The organism is Streptomyces albireticuli (genome assembly GCF_002192455.1).
In the GTDB taxonomy this organism is placed as follows: domain Bacteria; phylum Actinomycetota; class Actinomycetes; order Streptomycetales; family Streptomycetaceae; genus Streptomyces; species Streptomyces albireticuli_B.
The window spans coordinates 1,018,041-1,034,972 of record NZ_CP021744.1; the positions used below are offsets into that span (position 1 = coordinate 1,018,041).

Annotated in this window: 11 protein-coding genes and 1 pseudogene; 6 read left to right on the forward strand and 6 right to left on the reverse strand. The window is 74.0% G+C overall.

Features of this window, described 5'->3' with window-relative positions; genetic code table 11:
- Nucleotides 1-325: 325 nt before the first annotated feature.
- From SMD11_RS04395 to SMD11_RS04425, 6 genes and pseudogenes are all read left to right on the forward strand, one after another.
- Nucleotides 326-2,737 (forward strand): phosphoketolase, encoded by a 2,412-nt coding sequence (locus SMD11_RS04395; RefSeq protein ID WP_087925170.1) that lies wholly within the window; start codon nt 326-328, stop codon nt 2,735-2,737.
- 120 nt (nt 2,738-2,857) lie between these two features.
- Nucleotides 2,858-3,859: a LacI family DNA-binding transcriptional regulator gene (locus SMD11_RS04400; protein WP_087925171.1), complete on the forward strand. Its 1,002-nt coding sequence runs from the start codon at nt 2,858-2,860 to the stop codon at nt 3,857-3,859.
- 20 nt (nt 3,860-3,879) lie between these two features.
- Nucleotides 3,880-5,472 carry a sugar ABC transporter ATP-binding protein gene (locus tag SMD11_RS04405; RefSeq protein ID WP_087925172.1) on the forward strand — a complete coding sequence of 531 codons (1,593 nt, stop codon included), beginning with the start codon at nt 3,880-3,882 and terminating at the stop codon, nt 5,470-5,472.
- A pseudogene (locus SMD11_RS36185) lies at nt 5,462-7,356 on the forward strand (substrate-binding domain-containing protein). Before SMD11_RS04405 ends, SMD11_RS36185 begins: the two are co-directional and overlap by 11 nt.
- Nucleotides 7,357-7,387: 31 nt before the next feature.
- Nucleotides 7,388-8,392, forward strand: a complete 1,005-nt coding sequence (locus SMD11_RS04420) for a ribokinase (RefSeq protein ID WP_087930281.1) — start codon at nt 7,388-7,390, stop codon at nt 8,390-8,392.
- A 184-nt stretch (nt 8,393-8,576) separates the two neighbouring features.
- Entirely contained in the window at nt 8,577-9,083 is a 507-nt protein-coding gene (locus SMD11_RS04425; RefSeq protein ID WP_087925175.1) for a hypothetical protein, read from the forward strand.
- Between the two features lie 42 nt (nt 9,084-9,125).
- Here the strand turns inward: SMD11_RS04425 and SMD11_RS04430 are convergent, their stop codons facing one another.
- The 6 genes from SMD11_RS04430 to SMD11_RS04450 form a co-directional block, all read right to left on the reverse strand.
- Nucleotides 9,126-11,198 carry a SpoIIE family protein phosphatase gene (locus tag SMD11_RS04430; RefSeq protein ID WP_087925176.1) on the reverse strand — a complete coding sequence of 691 codons (2,073 nt, stop codon included), beginning with the start codon at nt 11,196-11,198 and terminating at the stop codon, nt 9,126-9,128.
- A gap of 177 nt (nt 11,199-11,375) precedes the next feature.
- The gene (locus SMD11_RS04435; RefSeq protein WP_159395216.1) at nt 11,376-11,927 is read right to left on the reverse strand and encodes an ATP-binding protein; all 552 of its coding nucleotides are present in this window, start codon (nt 11,925-11,927) and stop codon (nt 11,376-11,378) included.
- Between the two features lie 379 nt (nt 11,928-12,306).
- Nucleotides 12,307-12,963, reverse strand: a complete 657-nt coding sequence (locus tag SMD11_RS04440) for a DUF4360 domain-containing protein (RefSeq protein WP_087925178.1) — start codon at nt 12,961-12,963, stop codon at nt 12,307-12,309.
- Nucleotides 12,964-13,199: 236 nt separating this feature from the next.
- Complete coding sequence (locus SMD11_RS35280; protein ID WP_143593092.1) at nt 13,200-13,388, reverse strand: hypothetical protein; 189 nt, start codon at nt 13,386-13,388, stop codon at nt 13,200-13,202.
- On the reverse strand, nt 13,366-15,390 hold the full coding sequence (locus tag SMD11_RS04445) for an ABC transporter ATP-binding protein (RefSeq protein WP_234365889.1): 2,025 nt from the start codon (nt 15,388-15,390) through the stop codon (nt 13,366-13,368). Before SMD11_RS04445 ends, SMD11_RS35280 begins: the two co-directional genes overlap by 23 nt.
- Before the next feature lie 529 nt (nt 15,391-15,919).
- Complete coding sequence (locus tag SMD11_RS04450) at nt 15,920-16,858, reverse strand: D-alanyl-D-alanine carboxypeptidase family protein (RefSeq protein WP_087925179.1); 939 nt, start codon at nt 16,856-16,858, stop codon at nt 15,920-15,922.
- Between the last annotated feature and the right edge of the window lie 74 nt (nt 16,859-16,932).

Here is a 16,932-nt window from a genome sequence, read left to right on the forward strand (position 1 = left end):
ACGCGAAGGAACCGAGGCGATCCGCCGCCTCCCGCGACCGGGAGCCCTGGCGCGTCACGGAGGGCCACGGCGAGCGAGAAGCCCGGTTCCCGTGACGAGCTCGCCCCTCCGGCCGGGAGCACCCTGCTGATCAGGCCGGGTCACGGGGGGCGCGCGGCCTCCGCACGTCGAGCCCACTCCTCATGGTCCGGACCTCGCGCGGCGGCCACGCGACGGAGCCGGCGCGGCCCGCGTGGGGGCCACACCGCACGGAGCCGTGGCCGCCCGCGTTTCCCCCGCCCCCCAAGGGGTACCCGGCATCCGGCCCACGCCCCGAGGAGGCCCCATGCCCACGCGCCCGCAGCACCCGCACTCCGGCCGCGCCACCGAGCCGGCGGTACCGCTCACCGACGCCGAGGTGGCCGCCCTGGACGCGCACTGGCGTGCCGCGAACTATCTGGCGGTGGGTCAGATCTATCTGATGAGCAACCCGCTGCTGGCCGTGCCGCTGGAGCCCGAGCACATCAAGCCGCGGCTGCTGGGGCACTGGGGCACCTCGCCGGGGCTCAACCTGGTCCACACCCACCTCAACCGGGTGATCAAGGCCCGTGACCTGGACGCCCTGTGCGTCTGGGGGCCGGGGCACGGCGGTCCGGCAGTGGTCGCCAACTCCTGGCTGGAGGGCAGCTACAGCGAGGTCTACCCGGACGTGAGCCGCGACGCGGAGGGGATGGAGCGGCTCTTCCGGCAGTTCTCCTTCCCCGGCGGCGTGCCCAGCCACGTCGCCCCGGAGACCCCCGGCTCGATCCACGAGGGCGGCGAGCTCGGCTACTCCCTCGCCCACGCCTACGGCGCCGCCTTCGACAACCCCGGCCTGCTCGTCGCCTGCGTCATCGGCGACGGCGAGGCCGAGACCGGGCCCCTCGCCACGTCCTGGCACAGCAACAAGTTCCTCGACCCCGTCCACGACGGAGCCGTCCTGCCGATCCTGCATCTCAACGGCTACAAGATCGCCAACCCCACCGTCCTCGCCCGGCTCCCCGAGGAGGAGCTGGACCGGCTGCTGCGCGGCTACGGCCACGAACCGCTGTACGTCTCCGGGGACGACCCGGCCGAGGTGCACCGGTCCATGGCGGCCGCCATGGACCGCGCCCTGGACCACATCGCGACCGCGCAGCGCGTCGCCCGTGAGGACGGCGTGCCCGACCGGCCGCACTGGCCGGTGATCGTGCTGCGCACGCCGAAGGGCTGGACGGGCCCGGCGGAGGTCGACGGGCTCCCGGTGGAGAACACCTGGCGTGCCCACCAGGTGCCGCTGCCCGGCGTCCGCGACAACCCCGAGCACCTGCGGCAGCTGGAGGGCTGGCTGCGCTCGTACCGCCCGGAGGAGCTCTTCGACGCCGACGGCCGGCCCCGCCCCGAGGTCCTGGAGCACGTCCCCGCCGGCGACCGCCGTCTCGGCGCCAACCCGCACGCCAACGGCGGCCTGCTGACGCGCTCGCTGCCCGTCCCCCCGCTGGAGCACTACGCGGTGCCCGTCGGCAAGCCCGGCACGTCGCTGCACGAGCCCACCCGCGTCCTCGGCGGGTTCCTCGCCCAGATCATGGCCGACACCGCCGGCAGCCGGAACTTCCGGGTCGCCGGACCCGACGAGACGGCCTCCAACCGCCTGGACGCCCTCTACGCGGCGACCTCCAAGGCGTGGCAGGCGGAGGTGCTGGAGACCGACGAACACCTCGCGCACGACGGCCGGGTGCTGGAGGTCCTCTCCGAACACCTCTGCCAGGGCTGGCTGGAGGGCTACCACCTCACCGGCCGGCACGGCCTGTTCTCCTGCTACGAGGCGTTCGTGCACATCGTCGACTCCATGGTCAACCAGCACATCAAGTGGCTCCGGACCGCCCGCGCCCTCCCCTGGCGCCGGCCCGTCCCCTCCCTCAACTACCTGCTCACGTCGCACGTCTGGCGCCAGGACCACAACGGCTTCTCGCACCAGGACCCCGGCTTCGTCGACCACGTCCTCAACAAGTCCCCCGAGGTCGTACGCGTCTACCTGCCGCCGGACGCCAACACCCTGCTGTCCGTGACCGATCACGCCCTCCGCAGCCGCGACTACGTCAATGTGATCGTCGCGGGCAAGCAGCCCTGCTTCGACTGGCTCGGCATGGCCGAGGCCCGCGCCCACTGCGCGCGCGGCGCGGGCGTCTGGGAGTGGGCCGGCACCGAGACCGGCGACCGGCCGCCGGACGTGGTCCTCGGCTGTGCGGGCGACGTCCCCACCCAGGAGGCACTGGCCGCCGCCGGGCTGCTCCGCCGCCACCTCCCGGAGCTGGCCGTACGGCTCGTCAACGTCGTCGACATGACACGGCTGCTGCCGCGCGAGGAGCACCCGCACGGGATGACCGACGCCGAGTACGACGCGCTGTTCACCACCGACAGGCCGGTCGTCTTCGCCTACCACGGCTACCCGTGGCTGCTCCACCGCCTCACCTACCGCCGCACCGGCCACGCCAACCTGCACGTGCGCGGCTACAAGGAGGAGGGCACCACGACCACGCCCTTCGACATGGTCGTCCGCAACGACCTCGACCGCTACCGGCTCGTCATGGACGTCATCGACCGCGTCCCCGGCCTGGGCGTCCGCGCCGTCGGCGTGCGCCAGGCCATGGCGGACGCCCGTACCCGCCACCACGCCTGGATCCGTGAGCACGGCACGGACCTCCCGGAGGTGGCGGACTGGACCTGGCCCGGCGCCTGACCCCGCCCCGCCCCGGGGCGGCTGTGGCGCGCGCCACATCGGCGGACCCTTGACGCCCAGCGGATGTAATCGATTACCTAACGCCCAAGAAATCGATTACATCCCCGCCCCGGAGGCGCTGTGGCGAACATCAAGGACGTGGCCGAACGGGCCGGCGTATCCGTCGCCACCGTCTCCCGCGTGCTCAACGGCCGCTCCCCCGTGGCCGAGACCCGCGAGCGCGTGCTGGCCGCCGTCGAGGAGCTCGGCTACCGGCCCAACGTCGTCGCCCGGGCGCTGCGCACGGCCCGCACGCGGACGCTGGGGCTGGTCATCAGCGACCTGCGGAACCCGTTCTTCACCGAGCTGGCCGACGCCGTCGAGCAGGAGGCCCGGCGGCTGGGCTACAGCCTGATCATCGGCAACGCGGGCGAGAGCCCGGAGCAGCAGGACGACTACATCCGCACCCTGCTCGACCGGCGCATCGACGGCCTGATGGTCAGCTCCGCCGGCACCGGCTCCGCCATGCTCCGCGAGGCCGAGTCGGCCGGCACCCCGCTGGTCCTCCTCGACCGTTCGGTGCCGGGCGTCGCCGCCCCGTGCGTACGGGCCGAGGGCCGCGCCGCGCTGACCGAGCTGGCCGCCCACCTGGCCGCGCTCGGCCGGCGCCGCCCCGCCGTGATCGTCGCGCCCGCCGGAACCCCCATCGGGGACGAGCGCCTGGAGCTGTTCCGCGCGGCGCTGCTGGGGCACGGCATCGCGCTGCCCCCGGAGCGGATCGGCTCCTCGCCGGACCTCTCGCCCGCGGGCGGCCGGCAGGTGACGCGGGGCCTGCTGGACCTGGCCGAGCCGCCGGACGCGGTGCTGGCCACCGACAACCTGATGGCGCTGGGCGCCCTGGACGAGGTGCGGGCCCGGGGCCTGCGCGTCCCGGACGACCTCGCGCTGGTGGTCTTCGACGACGTGCCGTGGTTCGCCCACACCGACCCGCCGCTCACCGCCATCGCCCAGCCGACGCGCGAGCTCGGCCGGGCCGCCGTGCACACCCTGCTGGAGCGGATCGAAGGCCGCCCGGCCGGCTCGGTGCTGCTGCCGGCACGGCTCGTCGTCCGCCGTTCCTGCGGCGAACCACCCACCCACTGAGGAATCGAGAGGGGCAGCGCATGACCGGCGTCAACGACGACGTTCCGGCCGGCGGCCGCGAACTGCTGCGCGTCGAGGGGGTCACCAAGTCGTTCCCGGGCGTACGCGCCCTGGACGGCGTGGACCTGGCCCTGCGCGCGGGCGAGGTGCACGTCCTGCTCGGGGAGAACGGCGCGGGCAAGAGCACGCTGATCAAGATGCTCGCCGGCGCCCACCGCCCCGACGAGGGCCGCGTCGTGGTGGACGGCGCGGAGGTGACCCTCCGCTCCGCGCAGGACGCCGAGCGCCTGGGCATCGCCACCATCCACCAGGAGTTCAACCTCGTGCCCGGCCTCACGGTCGCCGAGAACATCTTCCTGGGGCGGCAGCCGCGCACCGCGCTCGGCCTCGTCGACCGGCGGACCATGCGGGCGCAGGCGGCGGAGCTGCTGGCCCGGGTCCGGCTCGGCGTCTCCCCCGCCGCGCGGGTCGCCGGCCTCGGCATCGCCCAGCTCCAGATGGTGGAGATAGCCAAGGCGCTGAGCCTGGACGCCCGTGTCCTGATCATGGACGAGCCGACCGCGGTGCTCACCTCCGAGGAGGTGGCCACGCTCTTCGGGATCGTCCGGGAGCTGCGCGCGGACGGGGTCGGCGTCATCTTCATCACCCACCACCTGGAGGAGATCGCCGCGCTCGGGGACCGGGTGACGGTCCTGCGCGACGGGCGCTCGGTGGCCGAGGTGCCGGCGACGACGCCCGAGGACGACCTGATCCGCCTGATGGTGGGCCGCGACATCGCCGAGCAGTACCCGCGCCGCGCGCCCGAGGAGCCGGGCGCCCCGCTGCTGCGGGTGCGGGGCCTCGGGCGGGAGTCCGACCGGGGCCGCAAGCGGCCGGTGTTCACGGACATCGGCTTCGAGGTGCGGGCCGGCGAGGTCGTCGGGCTGGCCGGGCTGGTGGGCGCGGGCCGCACCGAGGTGGCGCGGGCGCTCTTCGGCGTGGACCGCTACGACACCGGGACCGTCGAGGTGGACGGCCGGGAGCTGGCGCGCGGGGACGTCCGGGCGGCGATGCGGGCCGGGCTCGGGCTCGTACCCGAGGACCGCAAGAGCCAGGGGCTGCTGCTCGACGCGTCGCTGCGCGACAACCTCACCCTGGCCCGGCTCGACCGGGACACCCGGGGCGGCCTCGTCGACCGGCGGGCGCAGCGGCGGGCGGCGGCGGAGGTCGCCGAGCGGCTGAAGGTGCGGATGAGCGGGCTGGAGCAGTCGGCGCGCACCCTGTCCGGCGGCAACCAGCAGAAGATCGTCATCGGCAAGTGGCTGCTGGCCGGGGCCCGGCTGCTGATCCTCGACGAGCCCACGCGCGGCGTCGACGTCGGCGCGAAGGTCGAGATCTATCAGCTGGTCAACGAGCTGACGGCCGCGGGCTGCGCGGTGCTGATGATCTCCAGCGACCTACCGGAGGTGCTCGGGATGAGCGACCGGGTGCTGGTGATGGCGCAGGGCCGGCTCGTCGGTGAGCTGGCCGGCGAGGCGGCCACGCAGGACGCGGTGATGGAGCTGGCGGTCCGGTCGGCCGGCGGTGTGGAGAACGGGAACGAGAGCGCGATGGAGGGCTCCGATGTCGGCTGAGGTGCTGCGGGCGCCCGGGAGCACCCCCGGGCAGTGGTTCGCGAGGGCGGTGCTGCGCAACGGCCCGCTGGGCGGTCTGATCGCCCTGGTCGTGGTGATGGCGGTGCTGTCCCGGGACTTCCTGAACGGGCAGAACCTGCTCAACGTCGGGGTGCAGGCGTCGGTGACGGCGATCCTGGCCTTCGGCGTGACGTTCGTGATCGTGTCGGCGGGCATCGACCTGTCCGTCGGCTCGGTCGCCGCGCTGTCGGCGACGGTGGTGGCCTGGGCGGCCACGAAGGAGGGCCTGCCCGTCTTCGTGGCGGTGCTGCTCGGGCTCGCGGTCGGCGCGGTGGCCGGGCTGCTCTCCGGGGCGCTCGTCGCGTACGGGAGGCTGCCCGCCTTCATCGCGACGCTGGCGATGCTCTCGGTCGGCCGGGGCCTGGCCCTGGTCATCTCCGGCGGCTCGCCGATCGCGTTCCCGTCCTCGGTCAGCCGGCTCGGCGACACCCTCGGCGGCTGGCTGCCGGTGCCCGTGCTGGTGATGATCGCGACGGGGCTGCTCGCGGCGCTGGTCCTGGCCCGTACGTACACGGGCCGGGCGATGTTCGCGATCGGCGGGAACGAGGAGGCGGCCCGGCTGTCGGGCATCGACGTCAAGAAGCGCAAGCTGGTCATCTACGCGCTCTCCGGGTTGTTCGCCGCCGTGGCCGGCATCGTCCTGGCCGCCCGGCTGACCTCGGCCCAGCCGCAGGCGGCCGTGGGCTACGAACTGGACGCCATCGCCGCCGTCGTCATCGGCGGGGCGAGCCTGTCGGGCGGTTCCGGCAAGGCCTCCGGCACGCTCATAGGCGCGCTGATCCTGGCGGTGCTGCGCAACGGCCTCAACCTGCTGAGCGTGTCGGCGTTCTGGCAGCAGGTCGCCACCGGTCTCGTCATCGCGCTGGCCGTGCTGCTCGACACGCTGCGCCGCCGGAGCGCCCGATGAGGGGGCGCGGACCGGCGGTGGCGGCGGCCGCGGCGCTCGTCGCGTCCCTGGCCCTGTCCGGCTGCGACCGGGGCGGGAACACGGATCTGGGGCTCGCCCTGTCCACGATGAACAACCCCTTCTTCGTCGGGATCAAGGAGGGCGCGCAGGCCGAGGCGAAGGCCCGCGGCCTGAAGATCAACATCACGGACGCGCAGAACGACCCGACGCAGCAGATCAATCAGATGGAGACGTTCACCAGCCAGGACGTCAAGGCGGCGGTCATCAACCCCGTCGACTCCGACGCGGCGGTCCCGGCGGTGGGCGTGGCCAACCGCGCGGACGTGCCGGTCATCTCCATCGACCGGGGCGTGAACGGCGGCAAGGTCGGCTCGACCATCGCCTCCGACAACGTCGCCGGCGGCAGGCTGGCCGCGAAGACCCTCGCCGAGGCGCTCGGCGGCAAGGGCGAGGTGGCGTTCCTGGAGGGTCAGCCGGGCACCTCGGCGGCCCGCGAGCGCGGCAAGGGCTTCGAGGAGGGCATCAAGGCGTACCCGGGGATCCGGGTCGTCGCCCGGCAGCCCGCGGACTTCGACCGCGCCAAGGGCATGGACGTGATGGCGAACATGCTCCAGGCGCACCGCGACATCGGCGGTGTGTTCGCCGCCAACGACGAGATGGCGCTGGGCGCGTCGAAGGCGCTGGGCGCCGCCTCGGGCGGCCGGGTGAAGGTCGTGGCCTTCGACGGCACGCCCGACGGGGTCAGGGCCGTCCGGGACGGTTCGCTGACGGCGACCGTCGCGCAGCAGCCGAGGCTGCTCGGCAAGCAGGCCGTGGAGTGGGCGGTCAAGGCCGCCGAGGGCCGGCGGCTGCCGCGCGAGGTGAAGGTGCCGGTGGTGCTGGTGACCCGGGACAACGCGGCGCGGTTCGCGGACTGACGGACCGGCAGGGCAAGGTGGAGGCGTGACGATGAGTGAGCGGGAGAACGTGTACGACGTCCTGGTGGTCGGCTCGGCCAACGCGGATCTGACGGTCCGGGTGGACCGGCGGCCGGGCGCGGGCGAGACGGTGCTCGGTACGGACCTGGTGGAGTCGGCCGGCGGCAAGGGCGCCAATCAGGCAGCCGCGGCGGCCCGGCTCGGCGCGCGGACGGCGCTGCTGGCGAGGGTCGGTGACGACGCCTTCGGCGAACTGCTCCTGGACGGGCAGCGCGCGGCCGGTGCCGACGTGCGGCACGTGCGGGTCGAGAAGGGCGCCCGGACGGGCACGGCGATGATCTTCGTCGGGCCGGACGGGGACAACACCATCGTGGTGTCCCCGGGCGCCAACGCCCGCCTCTCCCCCGCCGACGTGGCGGAGGCGCGCGAGGTCGTCGCGGCCTCGGCCGTCGTCTCGCTCCAGCTGGAGGTCCCGCCGGAGACGGTGCGGGCGGCGGTCGCGGTCGCCCGGGAGACCGGCACCCGGGTGGTGCTGAACCCCTCGCCGACGCCCCCGGAGCTGGCGCCCGCGCTCCTCACGGCGGCCGACCCCCTGGTCGTCAACGAGCACGAGGCGCGGCAGCTGTCGGGGCTCACCGGCGGCGGGCCGGAGGAGTGGGCCCGCGCGCTGCGGGAGCGGGGCGCCCGGTCGGTCGTCGTCACCCTGGGCGGCGACGGGGCCCTGGTCCTGGACGGGGCGCCGGGGACGGGCGCGCGGGCCGGGCGGGCCGCGGCGCCGGACGCGGACCCGGGTGCCGAACCGGCCACGGACGAGGCGGTGCGGGTGCCGGGCGTCCGGGTGAAGGCCGTGGACACGACGGGCGCCGGTGACGCCTTCACCGGCGCGCTGGCCACCCGCCTGGCACGCGGCGCGTCGCTGGCCGGGGCGGCCCGTTACGCGGTGCGGGTCGGCGCCGCCTCGGTGACCCGGGCGGGCGCGCAGCCCTCGTACCCGGCGGAGGAGGAACTCCCGGACGGCGAGGGTCCGTTCGTGTAGTCGTCCGAGGTCCGGCAGTACCTCTCGGCGCCCGGGGCGGAATGGCGCTTTCTGGCGGGTGACGCCGTGTCGGCGGGCGGTCGCTCCGCGATACGGTCGGCGGCGAGGTGAACGCAGCGCCGGGCGGGACGGGTGAGGGGGATCCCCGCGCGGTGGGCTGCGCCCGATTCGACCTGGAGGACCCATGTTCCGTGACCGTCCCCGCCGCACGATGGGCTTCGCCGCGGCCGCGGTGGCCGCCGCCGGTGCCGTGACGTTCAGCGTGCTGTCCCTGCAACCCGCCGCGGCGGAGGGGGACAAGGAGCTCCGGCTGACCACGGTGCGGAAGGTCGACACCCAGCCCGAGCACCTCAAGACCGGCGACAGCTGGGTGACCTACTTCGATCTGCACACCACCACGGTCGGCCGGGACGGCCGGGAGAGCGCGGGCCGGCGCGTCGGCGACGCCAGCGACCGCTGCGACGTGGTGCTCGCCCGTTACGAGGGCGTGGTCACCCAGTGCCAGCGGGTGCTGCGGACCGACGGCGGCACCCTCGTCCTGACGTCCATGAGCGACCGCTTCGGCCGTGGCCCCTACCCCGTGACCGCGGCCGTCACGGGCGGCACCGGCACCTACGCGGGCGCGGTCGGCGAGGCCCGCATCACCCTCGACGGCGACCGGGCGTCGTACCGCATCCAGCTGCGCGGCTGAGCCCGCGCCCGTCCTCCGCCCCGCCCGGTCCGGGCCGTGCGGTCAGGACCGCCCGGTGACGCGGGCGATGAGCAGGGCCACGTCGTCCTGGTCGTTGCCGTCGCGCAGGGTGGTCAGCAGCAGGTCGCACGTCGCCTCCAGGTCGTGCGGGGCGGCGTCGAGGACGGCGAGCAGGGCTTCGAGGCGGACGTCGATGTCCTGGTCCCGCGTCTCGACCAGCCCGTCGGTGTACAGCACGACGGCGTCGCCGGGCGCCAGCCGGACGCCGACGCTCTCGAAGGGGACGCCGCCCACCCCGAGCGGCGCGCCGGCCGGCAGCTCCAGCAGGGCGGGCCGGGCGCCGGGGCGGACCAGGACGGGCGGGAGATGGCCGGCGTTGGCGGCGCGGCAGAGCCCCCGGCCCGGGTCGTACACCGCGTAGAGACAGGTGGCGATCATCTGGTCCAGACCACTGGCGGTGTGGTCGAGGTGGTGCAGCACCCGCGCCGGGTCCAGGTCCAGCTGGGCGAGCGTACGGGCGGCGGTGCGCAGCTGGCCCATGGCCGCGGCGGCGTTGATACCGCTGCCCATGACGTCACCGACCACGAGGGCGCTCCGGTCGCCGGACTGGGGGATGACGTCGAACCAGTCGCCGCCGACCTGGCCGGCGGTGCCCGCGGGCTGGTAGCGGTAGGCGATCTCCAGGCCCACCAGGTGCGGCGGCCGCTGCGGGAGCAGGCTGCGCTGGAGGGTGAGGGCGGTGGAGCGCTCGCGCTGGTACCAGCGCGCGTTGTCGATGCATACGGCGGCGCGGGCGGCCAGCTCCGAGGCGAGGGCGACGTCGTCCTCGCCGAAGGGCCTGGGGTTGGTGAGCCGCTTGAGGTCGAGGGCGCCGAGCACCTCGCCCCGGGCGATCAGCGGTACGGCGAGGTAGGAGTGCAGCCCCGCGCCGGCCAGCAGTTCGGCCGCGGCCTCGTCGCGGGCGATGCGCGGCAGGTCCCGCGGTTGGACGTGCGGGAGGTGGACCGGGCGGCCGGTGCTCACGCAGCGGGTGACGAGCCGGTCGGCGGCGTACCGCGCGATCTGTCCCGGCGGGTCGGCGGCGCGCACGGCCTCGGAGGCGTCGACGGAGGCGACGGCCAGCGCCCGGAAGACCGCGGACCGGCCCTCGGGCGCGGCGCGGTCGCCGCCCAGGACGGTGTCGAGGACGTCGACGGCGGCGACGTCGGCGAGCCCGGGCACCACCGTGTCGGCGAGCTCACGGGCGGTCTGGTCCAGGTCGAGGGTGGTGCCGATGAGCACGGACGCCTCGGCGATCAGCGCCGTCCGGCGGCGGGCCTCGGCGTTGACGCGGTAGCGGTCGGTGACGTCGACCACCGAGGTGGCCACGCCGAGCGTGCGGCCCGCGGGGTCGTCCAGGCGGTAGTACGAGATCAGCTGGGCCTGGTCCTCGGCCGCGCCGCCGCCCTCGCGGCCCACGGCGAAGCGGTCCAGCAGCGGGGTGCCCGTCGCCAGCACCTCGCGCATCGCCGCCTCGATCCCGGCGGCGTCCGCGAGCGGCAGCGCCTCGCCGACCCGGCGGCCGAGGTGGGCCTCGGCGGGCAGGCCGTGCATGCGCTCCAGGGCGGGGTTGACCATCACGTACCGCAGGCCGGTGTCCAGGACGGCGACGCCGATCGGGGACCGGTCGACCAGTTGCAGGGAGAGTGCCAGGTCGCGCTCGACGCGCCGCAGGACCTGCTGGTCGGTGGCCATGCCGAGGGCGTAGAAGCGGCCACTCTCGTCCTCCAGGCGCATGTTGCGGAACTCGACCAGGCGGGCGGAGCCGTCCTTGTGCCGGGCGGGGAAGACGCCGGCCCAGGACTCGCCGCCCTCCATCACCTTGGCGAACAGCTCCAGGATGGCCTCGAAGTCCTCCTCGATGACGAGCAGCCGGGCGCCGTAGCGGCCGAGGGCCTCGGCGGCGCTCCAGCCGAAGAGCGCCTCGGCCTGCGGGCTCCACAGCACGATCCGGCCGCGCTCGTCGAGGACCACGGCGGCCACGCTCAGCAGGTCGAGCAGCCCGCCGGGCTCGTAGGGGACACCCGCGGCCCGGGCGGGTTCCGACCGGAAGCCGTCGGCGTCGGTCGTCCCCATCGGGTCCTCCTTCCGCCCGCGGAAAGGGTGCGGCAGCCCCGCGCCGTCAGACCCGGACCGGCGGCTGCGCCTGTGTGCGCCGTGGCGACTTCCATGGTCTCTCCGAACCGGCCCACCGCGCAGCCCGCGGCACACAGCGGTCGTGCCCGCAACCGGAGGAGGAGCCGGCGGGCCGGGCTACGGAAGGGGGAGGGTGAACCAGACGGTCTTGCCGTTTCCGGAGGCGTGGTGGCCCCAGCGGGCCGCGATCTGCTCGACGAGCCACATCCCGCGCCCGTTCTCGCTGTCCGGGTCGGCCTCGCCGCAGCGCGGCAGCCGGCCGCCGGCGTCGGTGACCTGGGCGACGAGGTGCGCCTGGCCCCGGGTGAGGAGGAGCTCGATGCCGGCCGTGCCGGGGACGTGCACGACGGCGTTGGTGACGATCTCGGAGAGCAGCAGCGTGGTGTCGTCCGCCAGCTCGTCCAGTCCCCATTCGGCCAGCAGCCGCCTGGCGAACCCGCGGGCGGCGGAGACCGAGCCGGTGGTGGCGGGCAGCGAGACGGAGCCTGAGGGGTGGCCGGGCACGGACGGCAGGTGCAGGGCGTGCAGCCGCCCGCGGCCTGGCGGGCTGTGCATGCACAGCGGGATGCCCGGACCCCAGGGGCTCACGGGTCTCCGGGGCGGCACGAGCCGGTCGGCGACGGGCTCGGGGGCGCCGGTGGGGGCGCCGACCGCGGGTGCGGTACTCACGGTGTCGCGGCTGATAGCAGGCATGAGGCTCACGTGCGATCGAAGTAGCACGAAGGGCGCTGGGGGCGGGAACTCTCTCCGGCGCCGGTACGGTCCTGCGGGGGGTCACTTTCGGGCCGTCTTGTCTTCGCGTGGTTCCCCCCACATTCGCGCGCTTTTCGCCAGAGGTCTATACCCCGTTGGTCACGGGCGTGCTGCGGAGCGCTATCTCCGCAGGTGGGACGGGATCAGGCGGGGATAAAGTCTTCGCACCCAAAAAGCGGAGGGGGAGCGGCTTCCGGGGTGGCGGCTGCCGGACGGCGCCCCGAGGACAGGGCGGGCGGGCCCGCCTCGGCCCGCGGGTCCGCCCTCCTGCCGCACCGGTCCGTCCGCCGGCCGCCTACGTCCTCGGCTTCGGGCACTCCTTCCAGGACAGGTGGTAGACGGTGTTGATGTCACCGTCGGTGGAGTCCATGGCCATGAAGCTGTTGGTCTTGGACGGGTCCGAGGTGCCGGCGTTGACCCTCAGCTCGGTGTTGATGTTGAAGTTGCGTCTCTCCCCGCAGGGCGCCCAGACCAGCGCGGCCACGTCGACCCGGTCCGTCGACTGCCAGTTGTCCTCGTAGGCGCCCTTGAAGTTGTGGATGATCGGGACCGTCTGGGAGGAGCCCTGGAAGTAGTACGAGGCCTTCTGCTGCGCGGTCGCGCCGGACTCCAGCTTCGCGTAGCCGCGGTAGTCCGCGCTGGCGATGGCGTAGGTGAAGCCCTGGGGCACGTGCACGATCAGGTTGAGCTGGCAGTTCTTACGGAAGTCCGTCGGCTTGGAGCCCACGCCCACCTGGGCCAGGTATTCGCTGTAGGTGACGGTGAAGGCCGTGTTGTCGGGCGAGACGGCCACCGCCGCGGTGCCCGCGGGACAGCCCGAGCCGTTGACCGTCGCGACCTCGATCACGATCTTGTCCGGTGGGGGGTTGACGATCACCGATGCGTCGAACGTGGACATCGGCGTGGCGAACAGGGCCGCGATCGCGGCACCCGCGAAAAGACCGCCGGGCATGGTGTCTCCTATCCATGGTCCTGGGGACGAGCGACTGGGTGCGGGCCGGGGGTGGCCGGGAGCGAGCGCGTCCCGGTGGGTGAAGGCGCGACATTTGAAGTCATGCCCATGACAACGAACTCTCCAACGGCCCGTGGGACGGGGAGCGTTCGAATCGTAGGAGGCGCCAACCAGGTCCGCCAGAGCATGGGCAGGTCATCCACGCCGTTGGCTCGTATTGACGCCTCCCACCTCCGTCATTTGGCGGAGAGCTCGGGGAACGCGTGGCTCAAGTGGACACAGAGCATGGAGATGAGCACTGCGGCCATGATCACTCCCACGCATCCGAAGACGTCGCGCAGGGTGCTCGCCAGGGGTCCCATCGGTTCGGGGGGCAGTTCCCGCGGGGCGGCCGGGCCGCCGTCAGGTCTGGACGGGCTGTGCATGAGGAGAACCGTTGCGCCGTGCGCGGTCGGGGGCCTGCTGGGCCCCGGGGGCTTCGGAGTAGGGGGACGGGCCGGCGCCGATGCCGTACTGGGCGGCCTGGAGTTCGTACATCGAGCGGTACAGGCCGCCCTCGACGGCCATCAGCTCCTGGTGCGTGCCCTTGCCCACCAGCCGGCCCCGGTCGAGGACGTAGATGAGGTCGGCGGTCGCGGTCGCCGCGAGGCGGTGGGTGATCAGCAGTACGGTCGTGCCGTCGTCGGCCAGCGAGCGCAGCGAGCGGAAGGCGTCGGCCTCGGCCTTCGGGTCGAGCGCGGAGGTGGGCTCGTCCACGATGAGCAGCGGTGCGCGGCGGTAGCGGGCGCGGGCGCTGCCGAGCCGCTGCCACTGCCCGCCGGAGATCTGGGTACCGCGCTCGAAGCCCTTGAGCACCAGGCTGTCCCAGGTGTACGGCAGGGAGGTGACGACGTCGGTGGCGTCGGCCTCGGCGGCGGCGCGGTCGATACGGGCCTGGTCCAGCGGCTGCCCGGAGCGCCCGATGTGGATGTTGGCGCGGGCCGTCATGGGCCAGCGCGGGAAGTCCTGGGAGAGCACGGCGACCCGGTCGAAGAGCTGGTCGCGGTCGCCGTCGCGGATGTCCACGCCGTTCCAGGACAGCCGCCCGGAGGTCGGCAGATAGAGGCCGGCGACCAGCTTGGACAGGGTGGTCTTGCCGGAGCCGTTGGCGCCGACCAGGGCGACGACCTTCCCGGGCGGGATGGCCAGGGTGATGTCGCGCAGGGCGGGCACGGCGGTGTCGGGGTAGGCGAAGGAGACCTGCTCCAGGCGGATCTCCTCCGCCCCGCCCGCGAGCGGGGTCCCGCCGCTGGGGATGGCCTGGCGCTCGGCGGCGTCGCAGGCATCCTCCAGGTCGCTGAGGTACATGGCCTCCTCGTAGAGCCGGTTGACCTGGGTGACCAGGGAGGTGAGACCGGCGCTGGCGCCCCGGACGGCGATGACGGCGGTCCCGGCGACGGCCAGGGGCATGCCGCCCGAGGCCAGCAGCAGCCACAGCACGCCGTAGGCCGCGACAGCCGCGAGCCCGGACAGGGCGGAGGACGCGCCCTGGGTGGCGGCCTGCGCGCGGGCGAGGCGCGACGCCTCCCGCTCCATGCTCCGGGACATGTCGTCGTAGGCGTCGACGAGCATGCGGCCCGCGCCGTGCACCCGGATCTCGGCGGCGCAGTCCTGGGCGGTGAGCGTGGAGGTGATCACCGAGATGGCGCGCCGGTGCTCGATCCAGGCGTGGCGGGAGGCGTACTGCCGCCGGGCGGAGACGACGGCGCCCCAGCCCTTGGGGGCGGCGATCAGCAGCAGCATGCCGACCAGCGCCGGGTGCAGCAGCAGCAGGACGCCGGCGGCGGCGAGCAGCCCGATCAGGGCGTTGACCACCGTCACCGAGGAGCTGAGCATCATCCGCACGGAGTCCGTGCCGAAGCGGCCGGCGTCGAGGAGGCGGTGGAACTCCTTGTTCTCCAGCGCCGCGAGCTCGACGCGGACGGCGGCGCGGTAGAAGCGCGCGGTGCACACCCGCTCCACCTTCGGCTCCAGCTGCCCGGCGGCGGCGACGGAGACGGCGGAGAGCAGGGCCGAGACGGCGGCGACGAGGGTGACACCCAGCAGCGCGGGCAGGGCGTGGCGCAGCCGCTCGGGCGTGGGCCCGGCGGAGAACAGGGCGACGAGGGCGTGGTTGGTGGCGACCAGTCCGAAGGCCCGCGCCAGCCCCTGCCCCAGCTCGGCGCCCAGGAGGGTGAGCAGCGCGGCGGGGTCCTCGCGCCATGCGGCGCGCGCCACAGTGGCGACCATCGCGGGGAACCGCCGCGCCATGGCCCAGAACGTCATGCGCAGCAGTGGCCGCTCGTGGGTGACGAAGGGGCTCTCGAACCGCAAGGGGCCGCCGAACAGCAGGAGTTCGCTGGCGGAAACGGGGATGTCATGGGCGGTCCGCCGCCCCAGGAGCGTCACCGCGCCCCCGGCCCGGCGCCGGCCGTGACGGTGGCCGGGAGCTCCGGCGCGACGGTCCCCGGGACCCGGGGGGCGCGGACTCGTAGCTCTTTGCGGGCGGACATGGCGCCTCCAGGGGTCGTCGGACGAAGTGAGTGGGTGCGCTCCCGTTCTCGGGCAGGGGTACGGCCCATGGGCGCGCGGAAGCCGCTGGTCACGGCGACGCGCCGAAGGAGGAGGAGTCGGGCTCGGGGGTGGTGAACGGCCTCCGGGGGACGGTGATCCAGTCCGATACCGTCGGCGAACGCAGCGGCCCGGCGCCCGTTTCCGGACAGGAACGACTCTATCTCCCCCCGTGCGCGGGGCAGTTCGCCATCCCCCAGTTACCTGCTGACGGTTCACTCGTTCAGGTACAAATCGAGCCCGGACCCTTTTCGGGTCCGGGCTCGCGGCGGAGGCATGGAATGATCACCTCCGCGACCGGTCCCCCGCGCGGTCGTTTCCGTTCGCGAGGGGTCGTGTTCCGGTGTGGGCTCAGTCCTCCGTGGGCTCAGTCCTCGCGCGAGGACTCGGGGAGCTGACGGAGCTTCAGCGGAGTGTGCTTGCCGTACGCGTAGTCCAGCATCCTGGCCGCGTCGGGGTAGCGACGGTCGAAGGCGTCGTTCAGGACCACGCCGATCACGGTGCGGCCGCCCCGCCGCGCGGCGAAGACCAGGCAGGGGCCCGCGCCCGAGGTGGTGCCGGTCTTGACCCCGATCACGTCGCGGTAGGAGCCCAGCAGCTTGTTGGTGTTGTACCAGGTGTACAGGCGGTTGACGTTGGTGGCCTTCTGCTGGGTGCTCATCGCCCCGATGACCTGCCGGAAGGTCCGGTCGCGCAGCGCGTGCCGGGAGAGCTGCGCCAGGTCGCGCGGCGTGGTCCAGCTGCCGCCGCGGGAGGAGATGCCGTCGAAGGAGTCGTACTTGGTGTCGCGCAGGCCCAGCTGCGCCGCCCGCCGGTTCATCTTGCCGATGAACGACTTGGTGCGCGCGGCTTCCCCGTGCCCGTCGCCGAAGGAGTCGGCGAGGGCGTACGCGGCGTCGCACCCGGAGGGCAGCATCAGCGCGTAGAGCAATTGACGCACCGTCAGCTTGTCGCCGGTCCGGAGGTCGGCGGTGCTGGCCTCGGTGCGCGTGACGTAGTCGCGGTAGGCCTGCTTGACGGCGACGGGCCGGTCGAGATCCACACCGGGGGTGTCCAGGACCACCACCGCGGTCATGATCTTGGTGGTGCTCGCCATCTGCCGTCGGACGTCGGGGGCCTTGGACCACAGGGCCCGGTTGCTGCCGCCGTCGAGCAGGTACGCGCCCTTCGCGGCGATTCCCGACGGCCCGTGCGCGGCCTCCGCCACGGGCGCCGGGAGGGCGGCGAGGGCGGTGGCCGCCGTCGCCGTCAGCAACGCTCCCCAGCGGCTCCACTTGCCGGCCGGTGCTCCCCCAGATCGCTGCATGCAGGCTCCAATTCCTCGCGGTTCGGGTCAGGGAGAGCGCATCGTCGCACCCGGCCCGGCCCGGCGGGAAATCC

Coding starts and splice junctions, on each gene's coding strand:
- SMD11_RS04440 (WP_087925178.1), bottom strand. CDS start 12,963: ATGCCCGGCGGTCTTTTCGCGGGTGCCGCGATCGCGGCCCTGTTCGCC.
- SMD11_RS04430 (WP_087925176.1), bottom strand. CDS start 11,198: ATGGGGACGACCGACGCCGACGGCTTCCGGTCGGAACCCGCCCGGGCC.
- SMD11_RS04405 (WP_087925172.1), top strand. CDS start 3,880: ATGACCGGCGTCAACGACGACGTTCCGGCCGGCGGCCGCGAACTGCTG.
- SMD11_RS04425 (WP_087925175.1), top strand. CDS start 8,577: ATGTTCCGTGACCGTCCCCGCCGCACGATGGGCTTCGCCGCGGCCGCG.
- SMD11_RS04395 (WP_087925170.1), top strand. CDS start 326: ATGCCCACGCGCCCGCAGCACCCGCACTCCGGCCGCGCCACCGAGCCG.
- SMD11_RS04420 (WP_087930281.1), top strand. CDS start 7,388: ATGAGTGAGCGGGAGAACGTGTACGACGTCCTGGTGGTCGGCTCGGCC.
- SMD11_RS35280 (WP_143593092.1), bottom strand. CDS start 13,388: ATGCACAGCCCGTCCAGACCTGACGGCGGCCCGGCCGCCCCGCGGGAA.
- SMD11_RS04450 (WP_087925179.1), bottom strand. CDS start 16,858: ATGCAGCGATCTGGGGGAGCACCGGCCGGCAAGTGGAGCCGCTGGGGA.